Annotated in this window: 28 protein-coding genes; 1 reads left to right on the top strand and 27 read right to left on the bottom strand. The window is 35.6% G+C overall.

Translation table 11 applies throughout. The features are described from left to right. Positions 1 to 35 precede the first annotated feature (35 nt). From HYG86_RS09145 to HYG86_RS09265, 25 genes are all read right to left on the bottom strand, one after another. Complete coding sequence (locus HYG86_RS09145; RefSeq protein WP_213165293.1) at positions 36 to 1,340, bottom strand: phage major capsid protein; 1,305 nt, start codon at positions 1,338 to 1,340, stop codon at positions 36 to 38. A gap of 11 nt (positions 1,341 to 1,351) precedes the next feature. Beyond that, complete coding sequence (locus tag HYG86_RS09150; protein ID WP_213165294.1) at positions 1,352 to 1,993, bottom strand: HK97 family phage prohead protease; 642 nt, start codon at positions 1,991 to 1,993, stop codon at positions 1,352 to 1,354. Then, positions 1,983 to 3,245: a phage portal protein gene (locus tag HYG86_RS09155; protein WP_246451726.1), complete on the bottom strand. Its 1,263-nt coding sequence runs from the start codon at positions 3,243 to 3,245 to the stop codon at positions 1,983 to 1,985. Before HYG86_RS09155 ends, HYG86_RS09150 begins: the two co-directional genes overlap by 11 nt. A 13-nt stretch (positions 3,246 to 3,258) precedes the next feature. Then, the gene (locus HYG86_RS09160; RefSeq protein ID WP_213165295.1) at positions 3,259 to 4,989 is read right to left on the bottom strand and encodes a terminase large subunit; all 1,731 of its coding nucleotides are present in this window, start codon (positions 4,987 to 4,989) and stop codon (positions 3,259 to 3,261) included. Positions 4,990 to 4,997: 8 nt separating this feature from the next. Next, a complete protein-coding gene (locus HYG86_RS09165; RefSeq protein WP_213165296.1) occupies positions 4,998 to 5,324 on the bottom strand; it encodes a hypothetical protein in 327 nt (108 codons plus the stop codon). Positions 5,325 to 5,427: 103 nt separating this feature from the next. Further along, on the bottom strand, positions 5,428 to 6,114 hold the full coding sequence (locus tag HYG86_RS09170) for an HNH endonuclease (protein WP_213165297.1): 687 nt from the start codon (positions 6,112 to 6,114) through the stop codon (positions 5,428 to 5,430). A 1-nt stretch (position 6,115) separates the two neighbouring features. Next, entirely contained in the window at positions 6,116 to 6,970 is an 855-nt protein-coding gene (locus tag HYG86_RS09175; protein ID WP_213165298.1) for a terminase small subunit, read from the bottom strand. A 49-nt stretch (positions 6,971 to 7,019) separates the two neighbouring features. Next, positions 7,020 to 7,727: a hypothetical protein gene (locus tag HYG86_RS09180; RefSeq protein WP_213165299.1), complete on the bottom strand. Its 708-nt coding sequence runs from the start codon at positions 7,725 to 7,727 to the stop codon at positions 7,020 to 7,022. 189 nt (positions 7,728 to 7,916) lie between these two features. After that, positions 7,917 to 8,462 (bottom strand): sigma-70 RNA polymerase sigma factor region 4 domain-containing protein, encoded by a 546-nt coding sequence (locus tag HYG86_RS09185; RefSeq protein ID WP_213165300.1) that lies wholly within the window; start codon positions 8,460 to 8,462, stop codon positions 7,917 to 7,919. A 1-nt stretch (position 8,463) separates the two neighbouring features. Further along, entirely contained in the window at positions 8,464 to 8,679 is a 216-nt protein-coding gene (locus HYG86_RS09190; protein WP_246451728.1) for a hypothetical protein, read from the bottom strand. 91 nt (positions 8,680 to 8,770) lie between these two features. Then, entirely contained in the window at positions 8,771 to 8,923 is a 153-nt protein-coding gene (locus tag HYG86_RS09195; protein ID WP_213165302.1) for a hypothetical protein, read from the bottom strand. Positions 8,924 to 8,946: 23 nt separating this feature from the next. Next, positions 8,947 to 9,171, bottom strand: a complete 225-nt coding sequence (locus tag HYG86_RS09200) for a hypothetical protein (RefSeq protein ID WP_213165303.1) — start codon at positions 9,169 to 9,171, stop codon at positions 8,947 to 8,949. A gap of 28 nt (positions 9,172 to 9,199) precedes the next feature. Next, positions 9,200 to 9,340 carry a hypothetical protein gene (locus HYG86_RS09205; protein ID WP_213165304.1) on the bottom strand — a complete coding sequence of 47 codons (141 nt, stop codon included), beginning with the start codon at positions 9,338 to 9,340 and terminating at the stop codon, positions 9,200 to 9,202. Positions 9,341 to 9,372: 32 nt separating this feature from the next. Continuing rightward, positions 9,373 to 9,729, bottom strand: a complete 357-nt coding sequence (locus HYG86_RS09210) for an HNH endonuclease (RefSeq protein ID WP_213165305.1) — start codon at positions 9,727 to 9,729, stop codon at positions 9,373 to 9,375. A gap of 214 nt (positions 9,730 to 9,943) precedes the next feature. Further along, entirely contained in the window at positions 9,944 to 10,612 is a 669-nt protein-coding gene (locus HYG86_RS09215; RefSeq protein ID WP_213165306.1) for a hypothetical protein, read from the bottom strand. 23 nt (positions 10,613 to 10,635) lie between these two features. Next, entirely contained in the window at positions 10,636 to 10,935 is a 300-nt protein-coding gene (locus HYG86_RS09220) for a hypothetical protein (RefSeq protein ID WP_213165307.1), read from the bottom strand. Continuing rightward, positions 10,936 to 11,097 (bottom strand): helix-turn-helix domain-containing protein, encoded by a 162-nt coding sequence (locus tag HYG86_RS09225; protein ID WP_213165308.1) that lies wholly within the window; start codon positions 11,095 to 11,097, stop codon positions 10,936 to 10,938. A gap of 32 nt (positions 11,098 to 11,129) precedes the next feature. Beyond that, positions 11,130 to 11,519, bottom strand: a complete 390-nt coding sequence (locus HYG86_RS09230; RefSeq protein ID WP_213165309.1) for a single-stranded DNA-binding protein — start codon at positions 11,517 to 11,519, stop codon at positions 11,130 to 11,132. Positions 11,520 to 11,522: 3 nt separating this feature from the next. Beyond that, positions 11,523 to 12,017 (bottom strand): 3D domain-containing protein, encoded by a 495-nt coding sequence (locus HYG86_RS09235; RefSeq protein ID WP_213165310.1) that lies wholly within the window; start codon positions 12,015 to 12,017, stop codon positions 11,523 to 11,525. Then, positions 12,014 to 12,199, bottom strand: a complete 186-nt coding sequence (locus tag HYG86_RS09240) for a hypothetical protein (RefSeq protein ID WP_213165311.1) — start codon at positions 12,197 to 12,199, stop codon at positions 12,014 to 12,016. Before HYG86_RS09240 ends, HYG86_RS09235 begins: the two co-directional genes overlap by 4 nt. Before the next feature lie 26 nt (positions 12,200 to 12,225). Continuing rightward, positions 12,226 to 13,041, bottom strand: a complete 816-nt coding sequence (locus HYG86_RS09245; protein WP_246451730.1) for a rolling circle replication-associated protein — start codon at positions 13,039 to 13,041, stop codon at positions 12,226 to 12,228. 359 nt (positions 13,042 to 13,400) lie between these two features. Continuing rightward, entirely contained in the window at positions 13,401 to 13,688 is a 288-nt protein-coding gene (locus HYG86_RS09250) for a hypothetical protein (RefSeq protein WP_213165313.1), read from the bottom strand. 82 nt (positions 13,689 to 13,770) lie between these two features. Continuing rightward, positions 13,771 to 14,190, bottom strand: a complete 420-nt coding sequence (locus tag HYG86_RS09255; protein WP_213165314.1) for a hypothetical protein — start codon at positions 14,188 to 14,190, stop codon at positions 13,771 to 13,773. Between the two features lie 16 nt (positions 14,191 to 14,206). Further along, the gene (locus HYG86_RS09260; RefSeq protein WP_213165315.1) at positions 14,207 to 14,365 is read right to left on the bottom strand and encodes a DUF6906 family protein; all 159 of its coding nucleotides are present in this window, start codon (positions 14,363 to 14,365) and stop codon (positions 14,207 to 14,209) included. 1 nt (position 14,366) lies between these two features. After that, on the bottom strand, positions 14,367 to 14,576 hold the full coding sequence (locus HYG86_RS09265) for a helix-turn-helix domain-containing protein (protein ID WP_213165316.1): 210 nt from the start codon (positions 14,574 to 14,576) through the stop codon (positions 14,367 to 14,369). A gap of 93 nt (positions 14,577 to 14,669) precedes the next feature. Here HYG86_RS09265 and HYG86_RS09270 point away from each other — a divergent pair, with 93 nt between their 5' ends. After that, entirely contained in the window at positions 14,670 to 14,882 is a 213-nt protein-coding gene (locus tag HYG86_RS09270; RefSeq protein WP_213165317.1) for a hypothetical protein, read from the top strand. Positions 14,883 to 15,062: 180 nt separating this feature from the next. On the opposite strand, the gene HYG86_RS09275 is transcribed toward HYG86_RS09270, so the two are convergent. Both HYG86_RS09275 and HYG86_RS18285 read right to left on the bottom strand, forming a co-directional pair. Beyond that, positions 15,063 to 15,221 (bottom strand): hypothetical protein, encoded by a 159-nt coding sequence (locus tag HYG86_RS09275; protein ID WP_213165318.1) that lies wholly within the window; start codon positions 15,219 to 15,221, stop codon positions 15,063 to 15,065. A gap of 318 nt (positions 15,222 to 15,539) precedes the next feature. Beyond that, entirely contained in the window at positions 15,540 to 15,668 is a 129-nt protein-coding gene (locus HYG86_RS18285; RefSeq protein WP_281391268.1) for a hypothetical protein, read from the bottom strand. Positions 15,669 to 15,671 lie beyond the last annotated feature (3 nt).

Below are 15,671 nucleotides of genomic sequence, written 5' to 3' on the forward strand. Positions count from 1 at the left end.
CCTAAAAAATTATAGGGAGCACGAAGCTCCCTATCTTATGTTAAAGGTTCAGCTGCTACCTTTTTAACTCTTACAAAACCTTTGTGCATTGCGACATTACCACCAGCCCAAACAGAACCACGGTAAGCTACTTGCCCAGTCTTGAATTTGAAATCTCTAGATTCTTCAACTAATATGTCACTAAACACAGGCATTTCGTAAGCTTTTACCATACCGTAAGCCATGCAGTAGGTATCAGCTACTGTTCCATCAGCGCTCAATGCAGGAGCTGCACTATTAATTACGAAAGGAACTTCAAAGCTATCATCTGAAGAAATTGTACCTGTGTTTCCATTTTTTTTAATTTTGTACAACTTTTTACCATCAGTGGATCTAACTTTAGCAAAAGCTGCTAAATCCTTTTTATTTAGAATTAATACAGCTCCACCTTCCACATCTTCGTCGCCACCATACCCAAAAATTATATTATCAAGGGTATCTGCATCTATACTTGAAACTTGAATATCGGTATCCGCAGGAATTACGCTTGTAGGAGCATTGAAAATCCCTCTAATAGCATTGGAGCCACCCGCTCCCACAAGTATTTGTCTTGTAAGTTTCTTTCTTAGAGCAAGACCAACATCCCTTGCAACCCTTGATTGATAGTCTACGTTAGGTAATTTCATAGCCTCATCACTGATTTCAGCATAAGCAGTTATTTTAGCTTTGTTTATATCTACATAGTTGTACTCTGGATCTGCATCGGTGTAATTCCCTTCTTCGGTGGTGTAGTCACCTTCCCCAGCAGATACTTCAAAACCTTTTTTGTATGCTTCCCCACCTGGAAGTGGTACCGCATTTACCATATCAACTAAAGAAGATACTTCATTATGCCTTGGGTTCAACTCTGGGGACGTGTGTGTGGCTGTAACCAAAGAACCTCCACCAAGTGTAACTGCCCTTAACTCAGGAACTTCATCGATACTGAAATTTACTGCTCTTTTTTCTTTAAGGTCCTTACCCCTTTGTTCAAATTTAGCTAATAAATCATTCTCTCTTTTCTCATCATCGCTAGATTGGCCAGTTCCAACACCATAAGTAGCTAATATTTGGGTTTTCCCTACTGGAGTTTGAGCTCTTTGTTCTCCATCCCCTGTAATAACTTGGCCTTCACCGCCATCGTCTTCTGGAATAGAATCAATAATACCTCTTAACTCCTCAATTTCAGTGTTGATAGTTGTTAGTTCTTCATTGATACCCCTTAGTTCTGCTACATCTTGGGCCTTCTCGGCTTTTGTACCAAGCTCTTTCTTTCGAGCTTCTTTCTTTGCAAGTAGAGCTAGTAATTTTTTCTTATTCATTCTTAATCACCTTAACCTTTCAATAATATTTGTGTTTTTATTTTTAATACTTCTAATTCGCTCTTGGAGTTATCCAACTCTGACCTTGCATTCTCCAATGCAAGTTTGGCATTATCCAATGCCTCTTTGTCGCGAGCATTTATGTCAGTCCCTGAATAAGCAGGGAAATTGACCGCAGAAACCTCAATTACTTTTGATATCTTTTGGATTCTTCTGATAGGCATATCAGAATCTAGATCTTCCCACTTTTCTTCATCAACGTAAAAAATAAAAGACATTCCATCAATGTCTTCTCTTTTCACTGCACTATATAAGCTTTTAGCTTCAGTGTTGTTATCAACATCTAAATCAGCTTTAATGTAGAGCCCTTTTTCATCAATATTTAAATACATTGTAGAGTTACCATTATTTCTTCGACTTCTCGCTAGAGGTATCTTTCTAAGGTCGTGATTAGCACTGAAAAGTACATCATCAAAGTTACAGCCGTCAAAGGCCCCTCTTTCAATAATTTCATAAAACCAGTTCCCAATCTTAGTTTTTTGGTCAAATACGGCTGCGTGCCCCTTAATATAAGAACCATCATCTACAGCCCTTATATCTTGAATACCAAAACTACGTTTAACGGGTTCCGCTTTATTCGGTTTATTCTTCATTGTTTTTTCCTCCTTTACCTGTTGTTGATTTCATGTTATTCATCTGATATGCATTCACTAAATTGACATCTATATAATTAAGCGACATCGTTCGTCGGTTTCCACTACCATCTTTAAGGGGTGGATAGCCTAGTATTGCAAGTTTCTCATCATCAGTTAATAAGCCCTGTTCTCCCACAGTCTGTAATAAATCAAGCTTTGTCTTTGCACTTAAATACATCATTTTCTTTTGGTAAAATACTATTTCATTTCCAACATCAAGTTCCCTTGAGGTGAAAAGACATTTGGAGAAAGCTTGTCCCAAGCTAATTAAAATAGGTTCAAGGGTCCTTTCGTAAAATGCTTGATATTGTTCATCAGTAAAATCCCCAGTAAGGATTGGCACTGACACTCCATACCAGTTCAATACTTTACTTTCTAAAAAACTCATTGTATCCTTGTCTATTATTTTGGGATCTACTTTAATTGGCGTTATTTCACCCTTTAGATCACTGGCTAGAATCCCACTTTCCCCTGTCCTGAGTTGTTCTTCAAACTTCTCTCTTTCAGCTTTAAGCCCTTGTGTATCTGTCATTGTATTTATTTTTGCTACTAACCTTACTGCCATGCTAGTTTTTATTCCTTTATCTAAGCCCTGTAAGACTGTATCGTTCGTCTTTAACACTTGTAGTAAAGCTGAGTTATCGGGCTGACCATTCATCCCTCCACCCATAATTTCATTGATTGAGAACTTCTTTCGCAAATGAATTAGGTCAGAATACCTTAACGTAAAATCTGTACCGTTGGAAAAAGTCAATTTTACAAATAAAGTTCCAGATGAATCCTGAAGGAAATCTACCTGTGTAGGTGCCAAGGGATAAAACCCAGTATATTCTTTTGTTTGGCGCCCGTTTTTCGTGATAATTTCATACATCGGATATATAAAACAATTATAGTTTAAATAAAGTTGCCATATCACTTTCTCAAGGAAATCCCTTGTTGTCATAATTTCGTTAGGGGAAAATTTGAAAAGTCTATTTATGCTTGTTTTCGGTATACTTTGCAGTCCATTATTATCAGTCCTTATGTGTTTTGGTTGTAACTTGCTTATCTCAGTTGCAATTATATCTATACATATCTGAACAACGTCGGAAGCATAAATATCTTGACCAAACTGCCTAAATACTGGAATATAACCGTTAAAAAATTTGGCATAAGTATATTGAGTCATCTTGTCTTTTATTTTACCTCGTATTGCATCCCAAATCGCCACTTTCTCACCACCTTTACTGCATTCTCTTAACTAACTCTAAAAACTCTGTTTTAAAATCTATATAAATCCTGTAACAGATCATCATGGTAACAGCACCATCGATTTTATTGTCATCTTTACCTTGCACTTTGATAGGCATCATTTCTTCTTTTGAATTAACACTCATCCCTGTATTCTCTAGACACGACCTGTCAATTGGATGGTCATTATAAACCACTTTATCGCTTTTTAGATCTGCCTCAAGAAGTCTCATTGGTTCTGACATGCTACCCCATATCTGTTCAACTTTTTTTGTATCGAACCCGAAGTCTTCCATCTCCCTAATCCAATAAGTCGCAGACCATTTATCGTAACCTGTCTTATAAAATCTAATTCCGTATTGTTTAAAAAGGTTATAAAACCATTGAGTCACTAACCTGAAATCATTTTCGTTGCCATCTGAGACTGTTATGTATCCTTGCCTTATCCATTCTTTATATTTTGCTAGTTCATCCTTAGTTAGCGTGGAAAGTTTTGATTCAGGTATAAAATACTGCTGGATAAAATACTTTTTATCGCTATTTGGTTTCATGAGCATGGCTCTCGCACTACATAAGTCACCAGTCCTGGATAAGTCTACCCCGCCTATTGCAAAACCATTTCTAAATACTTCAATATCAAATGTTTCTTTATTCTCTATATCCTCAGGCATTAGCCAAGCTGATGAATTATTTTGTTTTTCGTTAAAGTCTTTTGATAAAACAAAAACCCTAGTAGCTTTACTTGTTTTGGCTTCTTCAACCATTAAACGGAGGAAGGACCATTTTTTTATTGTCCCTAGCCCAGGATTACTCTTTACCCATGATTTTTCATTTTGCCATATTTCCTGCTCATTATCTTGGGTATATAGCCAGATTCTCCATCTTCGGCGTTCCATTTCGCCATTTAGCACTTCTCTAGCGTCTTTTAATCTAGAGTCAAGATACCCGTCATTTACTACTCCTTCTGTTGTTAACTCAAAATAAAGCGGTTCATCTTGTGTTGATAGAGCCTGACGTATTGGCATGACTGATGTATTGTCTTTCATTTCGTGCACTTCATCTACTGCGCCAACTGCTATATTTCTACCTTCCTTTGCTCCTGTTTTGGCAGATATTTTTCTTATATTACCTTTATTTTTATAGGAGAACTTACCCTTCTTTTTTACATTCTTGGGATTGCCGAAGTATATACCCTTAACATTTTTTCTAGTAACTTTTTCAAGGGCTGGGCTTTCTTCTCTCATTGCATTTATAGCTTGGAACATTAAGTCAGCTTGTTCATAGTCGTTACTACTGCAAAGGATTTTTATCCCTAATGGCCCACAAAAAAACTCAGCTAGACATATAGCTGAGACTAAGGGAGTTTTACCATTTTTCCTTGCAACTAGAAATAACACATCTTGAACTAATCTAACATATCTTCCAATTTCCGCATCATAAATCTTAAATATATATATTGATTCAATAAATGCCTTTTGGAATAGCTCCAACATGAAGGGCTTACCAGCAAAAGGTGCTTCGAAGTGTTTACATCTAGTTTCTATGAACATAATCCTTTTGTGAGCTTCTTCAAATTCAATTTTAAGTGAAGGATCACTAAAGTCCTCAAGAATCCTATCAAACTCAAGCATTAGTTCATGGCCAACCTCAATCTCGCCTAATTTGCATTTGCTGATGTATTCTAAAAGCCATGAATGAGTGCCGTTAAAGTTAGTGTTAATCATAGAATCACCTATTCAAATTCTTCTAGTTCATCATCATCTTCGATAATACTTTTGCTTAGAACACCGTTCAGGGTCTTTATAACCACTGCATAAGTGTTCATGTTTTTTAAGTACTGCTTTGAGGTTTCAATTGGTTTTTGTAACTCAGGATGCTCTGGGTGTACTTTTACCATCCCTGTTGCTGCAATGGTTTTCTTTAAGTTGTAGTTTTGTGCTTTTAAAAAAGCTGCATCTTCAATCAGCCCCTCGACCAACTGTGCCTTAGATGGGTCAACATCTTTAAATATGTCTTGCAATTTCTTTAATTCTTTTTCATATACTTGCAACTTTGACACTTTTCAAAATGCCTCCTTCCAATTTCAAAATTTTAGGTATGCATTTATATTGCCTCTTTAGGCTCGGTTTCCATATGGGCTCCCTCTGTATTCAACCGGGGGGCTATGGAAGATAAGTTTCAAACCATTTTTCTATATATTTAATCCACTCATCGGCTCTATGTTGCCTATCCTCGTCTACTTTTAGCCTACTAATACATTCTTCCTTACTCACATCACAAAAGATTAACTCTGCTCCTAAATCATTAGCAAGCCTCTCCCTTTTATGTCTATCAGCGTAACCGCCTATAATCCATGCGTTGTGCCATTTTCCATGCCTAGTCTTTGTATTGTCTATGAGTAGGTTATGTATGCCTCTAACATTATTTAATAAGCTGTCAGGCTTATCATAATAAGGTAACATGGTTACAGCAGCGTACAACCTATCCATATCTACTACAATATCTCCACGGTTTACATTCCTTTCTACAAGACGTGATTTACCTGAAAGAGGTGGACCATAAACAATATAGACTTTCTTTTCTTTATTTTGATAACCAAACCTTTTATGGATCTTATTATGACAATCATGGTGTACTACCAATACATTATTAGGATTCAATGCGATAGCAGCATCATTAACATTTTCAGGTGTTAACTCAATTATATGATGCAAGGTTAATTGTCTAGCATTGGCTACCCTTTCTCCACAATGCTCACACTTTAGTCCTCTTTCACTAATTATTACTAACCTAAACTTCTGCCACTCATCAGAAGCATAAAACCTTTGCAGTATTTCATATTTAGCCATATTACCACACCTTTGATTTATCCATTTCTTTTGTATGTTCTAGTCTTTCTTTTTCTAGTTCTATCTTTTGCTGCGCCATCTTGTTTCTCTCTTCTTCTATCTGCCTTTTAAAGTTATCAGGCAATAGGTCAAAGTATTGCGCTAGCTTTTCAAGAGCCTTCATTTTGTCATGTAGTTTAATGGCTATACCGTTACGTCCCTGTTTTATTTCACTTATTAAAGAACCATCCACTTCATCACTATTTTTAACAGTTATATAACTTTCAGATTTTGTTAATGGTTTTCCATCTGGTCCATAACAGATATACCCATTACCGTCTAGCTGAAATAAATCTATGCTACCAAAGTCAACATAGTTGTCTATGTTCGCAAAGGCTATTTTTATATATTGGTTTAGTACATCCATGGCATCTATAAATATTTCTTGATGTAGCGTTCCTTTTAGTCTACGAATTTCAGCTGCAACCTTAGGATTTCTTAACAGTCTACTTCCTTCTACATGAGCACTTCCTTTTGAATAACCTGCTTTTGTAGCTGCATTAGTAGCGTTGAAGTCTTTAATATAATAAAGGCAGAATAACCTTTGCATCTCGGTTAATTCTGCCTCTTCTAATTCTTTAAGTATTACTTTTTCTTTTTCCCTATGTTTCTTTTTGGTAACGTTACTTTTAGTTTCTTGTTTTGGTAACGTATCAGCAGCTGCATTATCTTCCCATTTATCTTGGCTTTTCCACTTTCTCACTTGGGAATCCTTTATGCCTAATTCTGCAGCAATATCCTTAAGCTGCCTTTCGCCGTTACTTTTCTTCCAAAGCTGGAAGGCCTTATCCCTATTAGGACTTCTGTTCCTTGGCATACACCACCACCTCTTTAATGTAAAATAAAAGGACACTCATACGAGTGCCTTACGGTGTTACATCTTTATCCCAACCCATTCCAAGTTCGAAAGTATAGGTATCTTTATATTCTTCTCCAAGGTAGAGATTTATTAAAACTTTAAGCCCTTCTTTGTCTACAACATCCATTATTGCATCAACAATACTGATTCGAGTATAAACAATTTCTCCTACTGTTATTTCTTGTAAGGAATCTATTACAAAATTTATTTCAACTTTCCCCACATTTGAGTAACTCTCAATGTTTAGTGTTTCAATTTTACTATCACTATTATTAATTAAATCCAAATTTTCCTGTATTTCTCTTCTTGCCTCAGTTTCTTCTTGTCTAGTAGCTTCTAAGTTGTTTTTTCGGTCTTCTTCTTCTTTTATTTCCTCTTCTGTTAATTCTCCTTTTAATTTGCGAAGTGTATAATCAAAATTATTGCTAAAAACTTCTTTATCAGCCTCTTCATTTGTTGAACCTAGACTTGCCATTTCTCCAATAAATAGTCTCCTGAGATCATCTTCAAACTTCTCTAATTCATCTGCTGTCATGTATAGATGTAAAGTAGATGCCCTGCTTTGCTGTGCTTGATCTAAATCTTCATAGTTCTTTTGAAGTATTATCATATCATCTTTGGTTAATTCACTATTGCTGTCTACTTTATAGTAATTATCACCACAACCAGCTAATATGAATGCTATTGTTAATAATACAAGTATTTTCTTATACATACTAATCCCCTCCCATGTGATTTATACATACGTATTCCACATCGAGATGATTAATTCCTTCAATATTGAAAAATACCAGCTCAGAGTTTTCCTGTAACTGGTATTTTTAACTATAAATTTAATTGTACAAAGTATATCATATCAAAAAGGGATTGACAAGGGCATGAAAAGGACACGAAAAGGACATTTTTAATTATGAAACAATTGGCCAATGACCTCATCACTAAACAATCTAATCTGTAATTTGTTTATAAGCCTATTTTTATTCCTTGCTATAGTCCTTACATCTACTTGATAGTACTCAGCTATATCCTCCCCATTCATACCTTCAAAGTATTTTAAACGAATTATATCAAAGTATGTATCCTTTTTTAGAGAATCTAAGGCTGCATCTATGATACTTATAAATCTTCTAGTATCTTGAATGCTATTATCTATGGCACTTATCTTCTCTTCTACCTTATCTGATTCAGACTTCACTTCATTTGAACCACTGGAAGAGAAGGAAGTAATGCTTGGTGACCTTTTAGGTAATCCCACCAACTCTATTTCTTTTATCTGTTCTAACTTATCCTCTATAGCTGCCTTGAAATTCTTGTAGTTGTACAGTAGAGTTTCAGTTTTTTGAAAAGGAGTTTGTCTCTTATCTTTGAGTAATCCCTGCTTTTTTAGTTCTGAAACTACTTCTTTCGCAGTGACCATTGCTGTCTTTTCAATAATAGCTTCATTCTTCATGCTATCTGAACTCCCTTCCAGTCTTTTTATGCCTGATCTGCACTCTCCCAATAAGTTCAAACCCTGCAAGAGCTATAATGTGCTTAACTATTCTTACTAGCTCATTCGACTTTTTCTCGACTGCAGCTTCTTCTTTTACCATAGGCTCTAGTGCATCACGTGCTGTTAAGTCAACATAACCACTATTATTATATTTCAAGTTGTTTTTATCTCCCACATCTATCACTCTCCCATTAGTCAGTCTTTATGCTTTTTTAAACAAGGACCAGGGCAAACCAAAAACTCTTCTGGAATTACTGCACCACAGGCTACACAAGTGTTCTCATTCTTTGCTCATTCTTTGCTCTTTCTATTCTATACTTACAGAGATTACATTTCCTCCTAAGGTCCTTTTCTATTACAAACAGTGTTGCTATACCACCAAGAATAAGCGATATTAGCATTGCTAAATTTTCTTTCATGTTATTACCTCCATAAGAAAATATTATTTTGCCGGCTCAAAATGTTCCTTAAATGTATCTTCGCTAATTTCTACCCATCCACTCCCGCTTTCTAACCTTATCTCTCCACCAACAATGTATCGTACTTTATCCTCTATGACTTCCCACTCAGTTCCTTGCTCAACTACATATGTTTCTCCATTATCTAAATGCAAACCATCATCATCGCACATCGGCACACTTAGTTCCTTTATACATTTAACTTCCATTGCATTACCTCCCTATAAAAACATTATTTTACGGTACAAATATAGATTCAAAACACTGGCATTTATCACAAATACTCTTGGTTTCCTCTGTTATTACAATATCACCTTGATGACAATATCCCGTATCATTTTGACCTAATTCAAAGCAAATACATTGCTTGGCTTTCAATCTTAATCCCTCCTATCCTATAAACAATAATTTTAAGGATACAATTTCCCGCCCATCAAAACTCTAACTATGTCCTCACTCAATCCTTGGTCAAAATAATAATCCTGAAGCTTCAGTTTCAGTTTTAAATCTAGTTCTCTTCCATTCTTTCCATGGACCCCATTGGTACCTCTATGGCACCCATGACATAGCATTATTCCATTTTCTATAGTATCTCTGCCTCCTTGAGATTGAAATACTATGTGGTGGAACTCTAAAGCCTCCCCAAACCAATGGTCACATTCTTGGCAGTAGCCATCAGCATTCTCTCTAACAATTTGCTTTACCTTCTCTATTTGCTTTTTAGTGAGTTTAGGAGGCTTGTCCACAAATAATGGTTTTACATACATCCTTAGGCTTCTTTAACCAAGCACTTACTACATAGATTATGATCTACCCAGTAGCAACCACCTTCGCATGGTTCGTAATAGGTACAACCGCAAACCCTGCACCTTTGAACCAAATCGCATTTATTACACTTATTAATACTTAAAGCTGCCATTATAAACATCCCGAAGGCCAAACCTACCACACAACCTATTGTTATTCCAATCCATACCATGGCTACCCCTCCAAACTATTTTTCATTTTATTTAGCAACCCATTTACTGCAGTTGCATATTTATTTTTGGTTTCAGCATCATCTATCTCACCTAGAGTTACCAGTAGCTCTTTGAATCCTTCAGCCAACGAATTGAATTGAACTCTAAATTTGATTACTGATTCATCTTTTTTGGTTTCCGTTGATGCCTTGGAGAGTTTTTCCCTTAGCTCCTGCAATTCTTTTTCAATCTCCTCGGGAACTTTTTCAACTACTGCTGTTTCCAATACTGCCGGTCCACTCAATTCTTTTGTTAGGTCATCAATCTTTGTTTGTGCAGCTTCTTTTTGTTCTTCTAGATCTTTAATCTTATTTTCTAGACTTTCCACTATGGCTTCATCGATCGGTAAGCTTTTTTCTAATTCCAGTTGTTTTTGTAGTTCTTCTATTGTTAGGTCTTTATTGTTAACAACTTCTTCAAATGTTTCTTTTTCTTTTATGGCTTGTTCCTTGGCTTCTATTGCTTCATCTCTTTCTTTTAGTAATTTTTGGAGTTCTCTTGTAGATATATTCTCCACATCATTTTCTTCTACAAATCGGACCTTTATAAAGTCACCAACCAGTTTTATATATGGATTATTTTTATTGTTTTCTATTTCATCTGTTATCTTTTTTATAGTTTGTTCTAACATGGTACCGCCTCCTTTGTTTTTGTTTAATCTAATTTCCTTAATTCGTAGTAACCATCAAACAGAAAACTATGTTTATTTACTATTGAGGTTAGATTGTCTCTGCCTGCTTTATCTATGTCTGCTCCATCTTTTTTTAACAGTTCTAGTATATATACAACTGTTTGGATTACATTTACGGCCTCTGCTGCAGCATTATCTCTGTTAAGTAAGTTTCCTGTTACTCTGTAATCTGTTAGAGCATCATTAAATTCTTTTACTTCCTCTATAACCTTCTTAAAAGCTTCACCATAGCTTTCTTTTTTCTTTAAAACAGGTAGTAACATCTAAATTTCCCCTTTCAGTTTTAATTTAACTATTTGCTCTCTGATAGCATCTTCACTAACTTTATATATCTTAGCTATAGCTTTTATTGTATGACCTTTTATATACAGGTTTTTCAATGCATCAATTTTCACTTCATTCCACTCTATTTGATTTTTAGACATTGTTATGCCTCCCTTTCGTTATAGCTTGGCTTTTAGAAGGGTACATCCTCATCTACTTCTTGGCCAAAGCCTGAGTAATATTCTTGAGTATCATTGTTCTTTTTTGAATCTAAGAATGTAACATTATCCGCAATTACTTCCGTGACAAATCTCTTTTCCCCCTCCGGAGTTTCATACCTCCTAGTTTGTAATCGTCCGTCTATTCCACATAGAGAACCCTTTCTTAAGTAATTTGCAGCATTCTCTGCTTTTGCTCTCCAAACAACAATAGGTACGAAGTCAGCCTCATTCTCCCCTTGCTGGTTTGTGAAGTTACGATTTACAGCTAATGTAAAGTTTGTTATCGCTGTAGCTGTATTTGGTGTATATCTAAGCTCTGGATCCTTTGTTAATCGACCTACTAATACAACTCTGTTTATCATTTTTTAATCATTCCTTTCAACTAATACTTTTAGATTTTGTCTTCCCCACTTAATTGCTTCCTGGTGAGAGTCCATATAAATATCAATTAGATTGATTCTCGCTCTTATAGCTGCTCCTGTATCTTCGGCTGTAGATAATCCATAGCCTGGGATGATGAGTCTAGTTCCGTATGGTATTATTTTAGGGTTTACTGCCACGGTCCCAACTTTAGGGCTTGTCCCACTGGCAGTTATTTCAGGGTTTCCATCTGTACATATTCCACTTATATTGTCTCTTGGTGAGTATGCTGTAACTTCTAAGTCTATGATTTCCCACTTCTGCAGCTCATTCTTGATATACTCTAATTCCTCGATGAGCTTGTCCATGTCAATATTCTGCTGCTTAATGACCCGTAACTGTTCATCTATGATTGATTCTCTGTGAGTTATTTGACTTTCTATATTTTTGATTGTGGCTATAGTAGCAATTGCTATCATTACGATTAACAGTTTTTTCATGACATCCACGCTGGAACTGTTATTTCAATTTCTTCGTTGGACTGTTCACAATTATATTTCACTTGTAAGGCTTCTATCTCTAGCTGAACTTCTTCGCTTAGTTCTTTGGGAACAGTAGCTTTTCCATTTTTATATAACTGGTTCATATGTTTTTGAACTTCTATCATTCCTTTAGCATCCATATTGATTTCCACCTTTCTATATTTTTTCAATCTCTCTTGCGTAACTTTAAGTAGAATGACCAACCTGTGTATTCGTTGTATTCCATCCTCACGGCATAATCATTTTTTGATATGGTCCATCCTGGGTATCTTCTTTCCCAGTAGGATATATCCGGAGGCTCTTTTGCTATTTTGGATATTTCTCTCCGGCTATATTTGTGATCATTATTTCTGTACCATGGTTTTTCTAAGTTTTGACTTGAGCTCCAGCGTTTTTTACCGTTTGGGTTTTTTGTTAGGTATGTACAAAGAGCCGCTACTCCATTTTCATCTGGTTGTAATCTGTCTGCATTTACATACCCAATCATTTCCCCTTTTTTCTCTCCTTTCTTTTTTCTTTTACACCATAGGTCCTCGACTATATCTCTGTCTAAACCACCATTTATAAATATATGGTGATGGATTCTTATTGGTTTTTCCTCTCCTTTTTTTGTGTTGTACTCTGTAACCAGTATGTACTTTAAGGGTGAGAGCCCTTGTTTCTTTCTTCTGTAGCTTAGTCTTCTGAGGTAGTTAGTAACTTCTTTTTCAGCTTCTTCTATTGTTTTCGGTAAGTATTTATCCTTGTATGTAGCTGTTACGTGTAAGTCTCTTTCATCAAAATTTGTGTTGGCTAACTGAGTCAGATATCTTCTTGCATTTTTATCATTTAGATTTTTTTGCTTGGGTTCTGTGATATTTTTCTTCTTAGATCTCTTACCACTTTTAGAATTTATTGTTTGATTTTTTGTGTATGAATATATATCAACTTCCAGATATTTGTCCCCACAGTAAATCTTCTTCTCCCTGATAAAATTTCTCACGCTATTACCTCCATTAGCTTGTTTCGTAGAAAAGATAATACCCATTACGAGCTTGAAAAGCCCGATTATATAAGGCTTTTCTTGACTTACACCTTGCTCCTTTGGTATAATGGAGGTAGATGGTTTTGGTATAAGTCAAGTTCTAAGGAAGAACGTTTTGCAGTTATTTGGGAAGGTAATTGCAAAGCGTTTTTTCTATTTTTTTTGTATTGTTAAGTCTCTGTATTTACAATATGTTCCTTGGTGGTAGCTGCACTCATGATAGCAATGCTTAAGGCACACAGCTTGTCCATGTTTAGGGCAACGGGCCCAGTGTCTTTCCTTTTCAACTGTTGTATGGCATATAGGGCATGTTTGCATTATTCTTCAATTCCTACGTAAAATAAGTTTAAAATTTCTAAGTACCAATCTTCATTGTCAAATTTTAAGGATAAGTGATTTGCTATAGGCATTTCTGACACAGGATTCCATACAAAGAATATTCCGTTTGTAAGGTTTACTTTGACCTGGAGCATTCTTTCTTTTATATCTCTTAGCCAGATCCAGTCGCTGCTTTTATCGAACTCCGATGTCTCTATTTCCCATCCTTCTTCACCGGCCCTTTGTATTAAATCAGCGAGTGATCTCATTCCTTTGAATTTCCTCATTATTGCCCCTCCTTGTGTTATAATATAAGGAAGGGAGTGGCAGCTCCCTACCCAACTTTCTTGTAGGGCCCTCTTAAGGGCTCTATTTATTTTTCCTTACTTTATTTTGGACCTCATTACAGATCCTGTTGTAGTCCTTTATTTGTATAGCCTCTGACTTTGTATAGCCATATTTAGATATAATTTCTTTTATTAATTCTTTGTAACCATTAGACAGGGCATATAGCCTCTTGGATTGTCCTTCAGTTATTTTGTTTATTATGGGCTCAGTTGGGGCTGGCTTAGTTCCTTTAGTTTCAGGAGCATTTACTTCTACAAATTTGTATGTAGAAACCTTATAGTCTCTTTTTACTGCAACTTTAACAACAAATTCTTTTCCACAACCACCGTCACTTTTGAAACATTCAACTACTTGAGATCCTATAAGTAGGGATCTAGTATCTTCTACCTCACAGTGCGGACATTTTACTCTTGTATAAGCTGTTTCCCCTTGGATAAGCATGTAATACCTCCTTTTGCTAATATGGTTTGTTATAGGCCCTAGAGTGGCCTGTAAACCTATGAATTGTTTGTATAAATCCTGGTGTGTCTTTTACTATTAACCAGTTCTGATAGTTGAGTCCTAGCTTCTTTAATAGCTGCTTCTGATTTCGAGTGGGTCTCTTTCCATTCTTCAATTTACTCCCCTCCCTGTGAGTCATCTCCTAAAACTAATTTAATACCTAATGCCTTAAGTACCCTATCTGCTATCTCTATGTTAGGAATTCGTTGCCCAGTTTCCCAGTAGCTTATGGCTCTACTGGTACAGTTAGCTTTTTTAGCTAAAGAATACATGCTAATCCTTTGTTTTTCTCTTTCTTCCTTAATTTTTTTAGAAAAATCTAACATTTCTATTGACACCTCTCCTTTTCAGTTATACTATATATAGTGTTAGAACAAGTGTTCAATATCAATATATAGTAGAAGGGTGGTGAAACAATTATGAAATTCTATTACTTTAACAACAATACTGATAATAAAGGTAAGCATGAAGTGCACACTGAAGACTGTTCTTTTCTACCTGCGACCATAAACAGGTCCTATATTGGCTTTCATTCAAACTGCAAGGACGCTATAACTAATGCAAAGCGTGCAAATCCTGCAAAGTCTTTTGATGGATGTTACTGGTGCTCTACTCAGTGTCACACTGGCTAACTTACTCTTTGTTATTTCTAATAAACCCATCTGTATAAAAAACCTTTGCAACTTTTTTGACGCAATCATCAACATCTTTCATTGTCATACTGTTAGTAATAACGAAATCCATTATTAGATTTACTAGTTCAGCGTTCCTTTGATCAATATTTTAATCTTTCATTCCAGAACCCCCTTAAATTACATAATCTCTACTTCGTATTCTACGGAAGCTAATTCTTCGGCCAAAGTTTTAGCTTCTTTTAATAACCCTACATATTTCTTAGCTTTACTTAACAATTCATCTATGTTCTTTACATAAATATTTAATAATACTTTTACATGTTCAACGTCTCTCACCTCCCTGATAGCTTGTCCTACCTGCTTCTTAAAAGATAACCCCTATTTAGTTGGGGCATCTTTTTGAGCTTTTTTTATGGTCTTTACTAGGTCCTTAGCTTTACCCTTATAACTAAATATGCCTTTCACTGTTTACACCTCCTCAATCGTAATTACTAGAGTTGAGTTTTCTATGACGAAGTCATTTATCGTTATGCATTTTATAGAGTAAATAACAATGTCTTGGTGATACATCACTATTTCACCGAATTCAAAGTCAATTTCCATTCGCGTGATATTTTCTATGAAACCTCTTTGACCAAGGAACTTCATAGATATTCAATCAACTTTATCTTTGAATTTAAAGTAAGTGTAAGTATTAGATAGCTCATCATCCAGTATAGTTATTTTCTCTGACACGGTACCACCTAAATGATTTGCTATTGTTTTAAGTAGTTTTTCCTTCATTGC

The sequence above is a fragment of the Alkalicella caledoniensis genome (assembly GCF_014467015.1).
GTDB lineage: Bacteria > Bacillota > Proteinivoracia > Proteinivoracales > Proteinivoracaceae > Alkalicella > Alkalicella caledoniensis.

Bases quoted from the DNA above. Each gene is read 5' to 3' on its own strand.
- HYG86_RS09160 (WP_213165295.1), bottom strand. From the start codon at position 4,989: ATGATTAACACTAACTTTAACGGCACTCATTCATGGCTTTTAGAATAC.
- HYG86_RS09250 (WP_213165313.1), bottom strand. From the start codon at position 13,688: ATGAGGAAATTCAAAGGAATGAGATCACTCGCTGATTTAATACAAAGG.
- HYG86_RS18285 (WP_281391268.1), bottom strand. From the start codon at position 15,668: ATGAAGGAAAAACTACTTAAAACAATAGCAAATCATTTAGGTGGTACC.
- HYG86_RS09255 (WP_213165314.1), bottom strand. From the start codon at position 14,190: ATGCTTATCCAAGGGGAAACAGCTTATACAAGAGTAAAATGTCCGCAC.
- HYG86_RS09175 (WP_213165298.1), bottom strand. From the start codon at position 6,970: ATGCCAAGGAACAGAAGTCCTAATAGGGATAAGGCCTTCCAGCTTTGG.
- HYG86_RS09145 (WP_213165293.1), bottom strand. From the start codon at position 1,340: ATGAATAAGAAAAAATTACTAGCTCTACTTGCAAAGAAAGAAGCTCGA.
- HYG86_RS09235 (WP_213165310.1), bottom strand. From the start codon at position 12,017: ATGAAAAAACTGTTAATCGTAATGATAGCAATTGCTACTATAGCCACA.
- HYG86_RS09180 (WP_213165299.1), bottom strand. From the start codon at position 7,727: ATGTATAAGAAAATACTTGTATTATTAACAATAGCATTCATATTAGCT.
- HYG86_RS09210 (WP_213165305.1), bottom strand. From the start codon at position 9,729: ATGTATGTAAAACCATTATTTGTGGACAAGCCTCCTAAACTCACTAAA.
- HYG86_RS09200 (WP_213165303.1), bottom strand. From the start codon at position 9,171: ATGGAAGTTAAATGTATAAAGGAACTAAGTGTGCCGATGTGCGATGAT.
- HYG86_RS09265 (WP_213165316.1), bottom strand. From the start codon at position 14,576: ATGTTAGATTTTTCTAAAAAAATTAAGGAAGAAAGAGAAAAACAAAGG.
- HYG86_RS09170 (WP_213165297.1), bottom strand. From the start codon at position 6,114: ATGGCTAAATATGAAATACTGCAAAGGTTTTATGCTTCTGATGAGTGG.
- HYG86_RS09150 (WP_213165294.1), bottom strand. From the start codon at position 1,993: ATGAAGAATAAACCGAATAAAGCGGAACCCGTTAAACGTAGTTTTGGT.
- HYG86_RS09270 (WP_213165317.1), top strand. From the start codon at position 14,670: ATGAAATTCTATTACTTTAACAACAATACTGATAATAAAGGTAAGCAT.
- HYG86_RS09220 (WP_213165307.1), bottom strand. From the start codon at position 10,935: ATGTTACTACCTGTTTTAAAGAAAAAAGAAAGCTATGGTGAAGCTTTT.
- HYG86_RS09230 (WP_213165309.1), bottom strand. From the start codon at position 11,519: ATGATAAACAGAGTTGTATTAGTAGGTCGATTAACAAAGGATCCAGAG.
- HYG86_RS09225 (WP_213165308.1), bottom strand. From the start codon at position 11,097: ATGTCTAAAAATCAAATAGAGTGGAATGAAGTGAAAATTGATGCATTG.
- HYG86_RS09215 (WP_213165306.1), bottom strand. From the start codon at position 10,612: ATGTTAGAACAAACTATAAAAAAGATAACAGATGAAATAGAAAACAAT.
- HYG86_RS09240 (WP_213165311.1), bottom strand. From the start codon at position 12,199: ATGGATGCTAAAGGAATGATAGAAGTTCAAAAACATATGAACCAGTTA.
- HYG86_RS09195 (WP_213165302.1), bottom strand. From the start codon at position 8,923: ATGAAAGAAAATTTAGCAATGCTAATATCGCTTATTCTTGGTGGTATA.
- HYG86_RS09185 (WP_213165300.1), bottom strand. From the start codon at position 8,462: ATGAAGAATGAAGCTATTATTGAAAAGACAGCAATGGTCACTGCGAAA.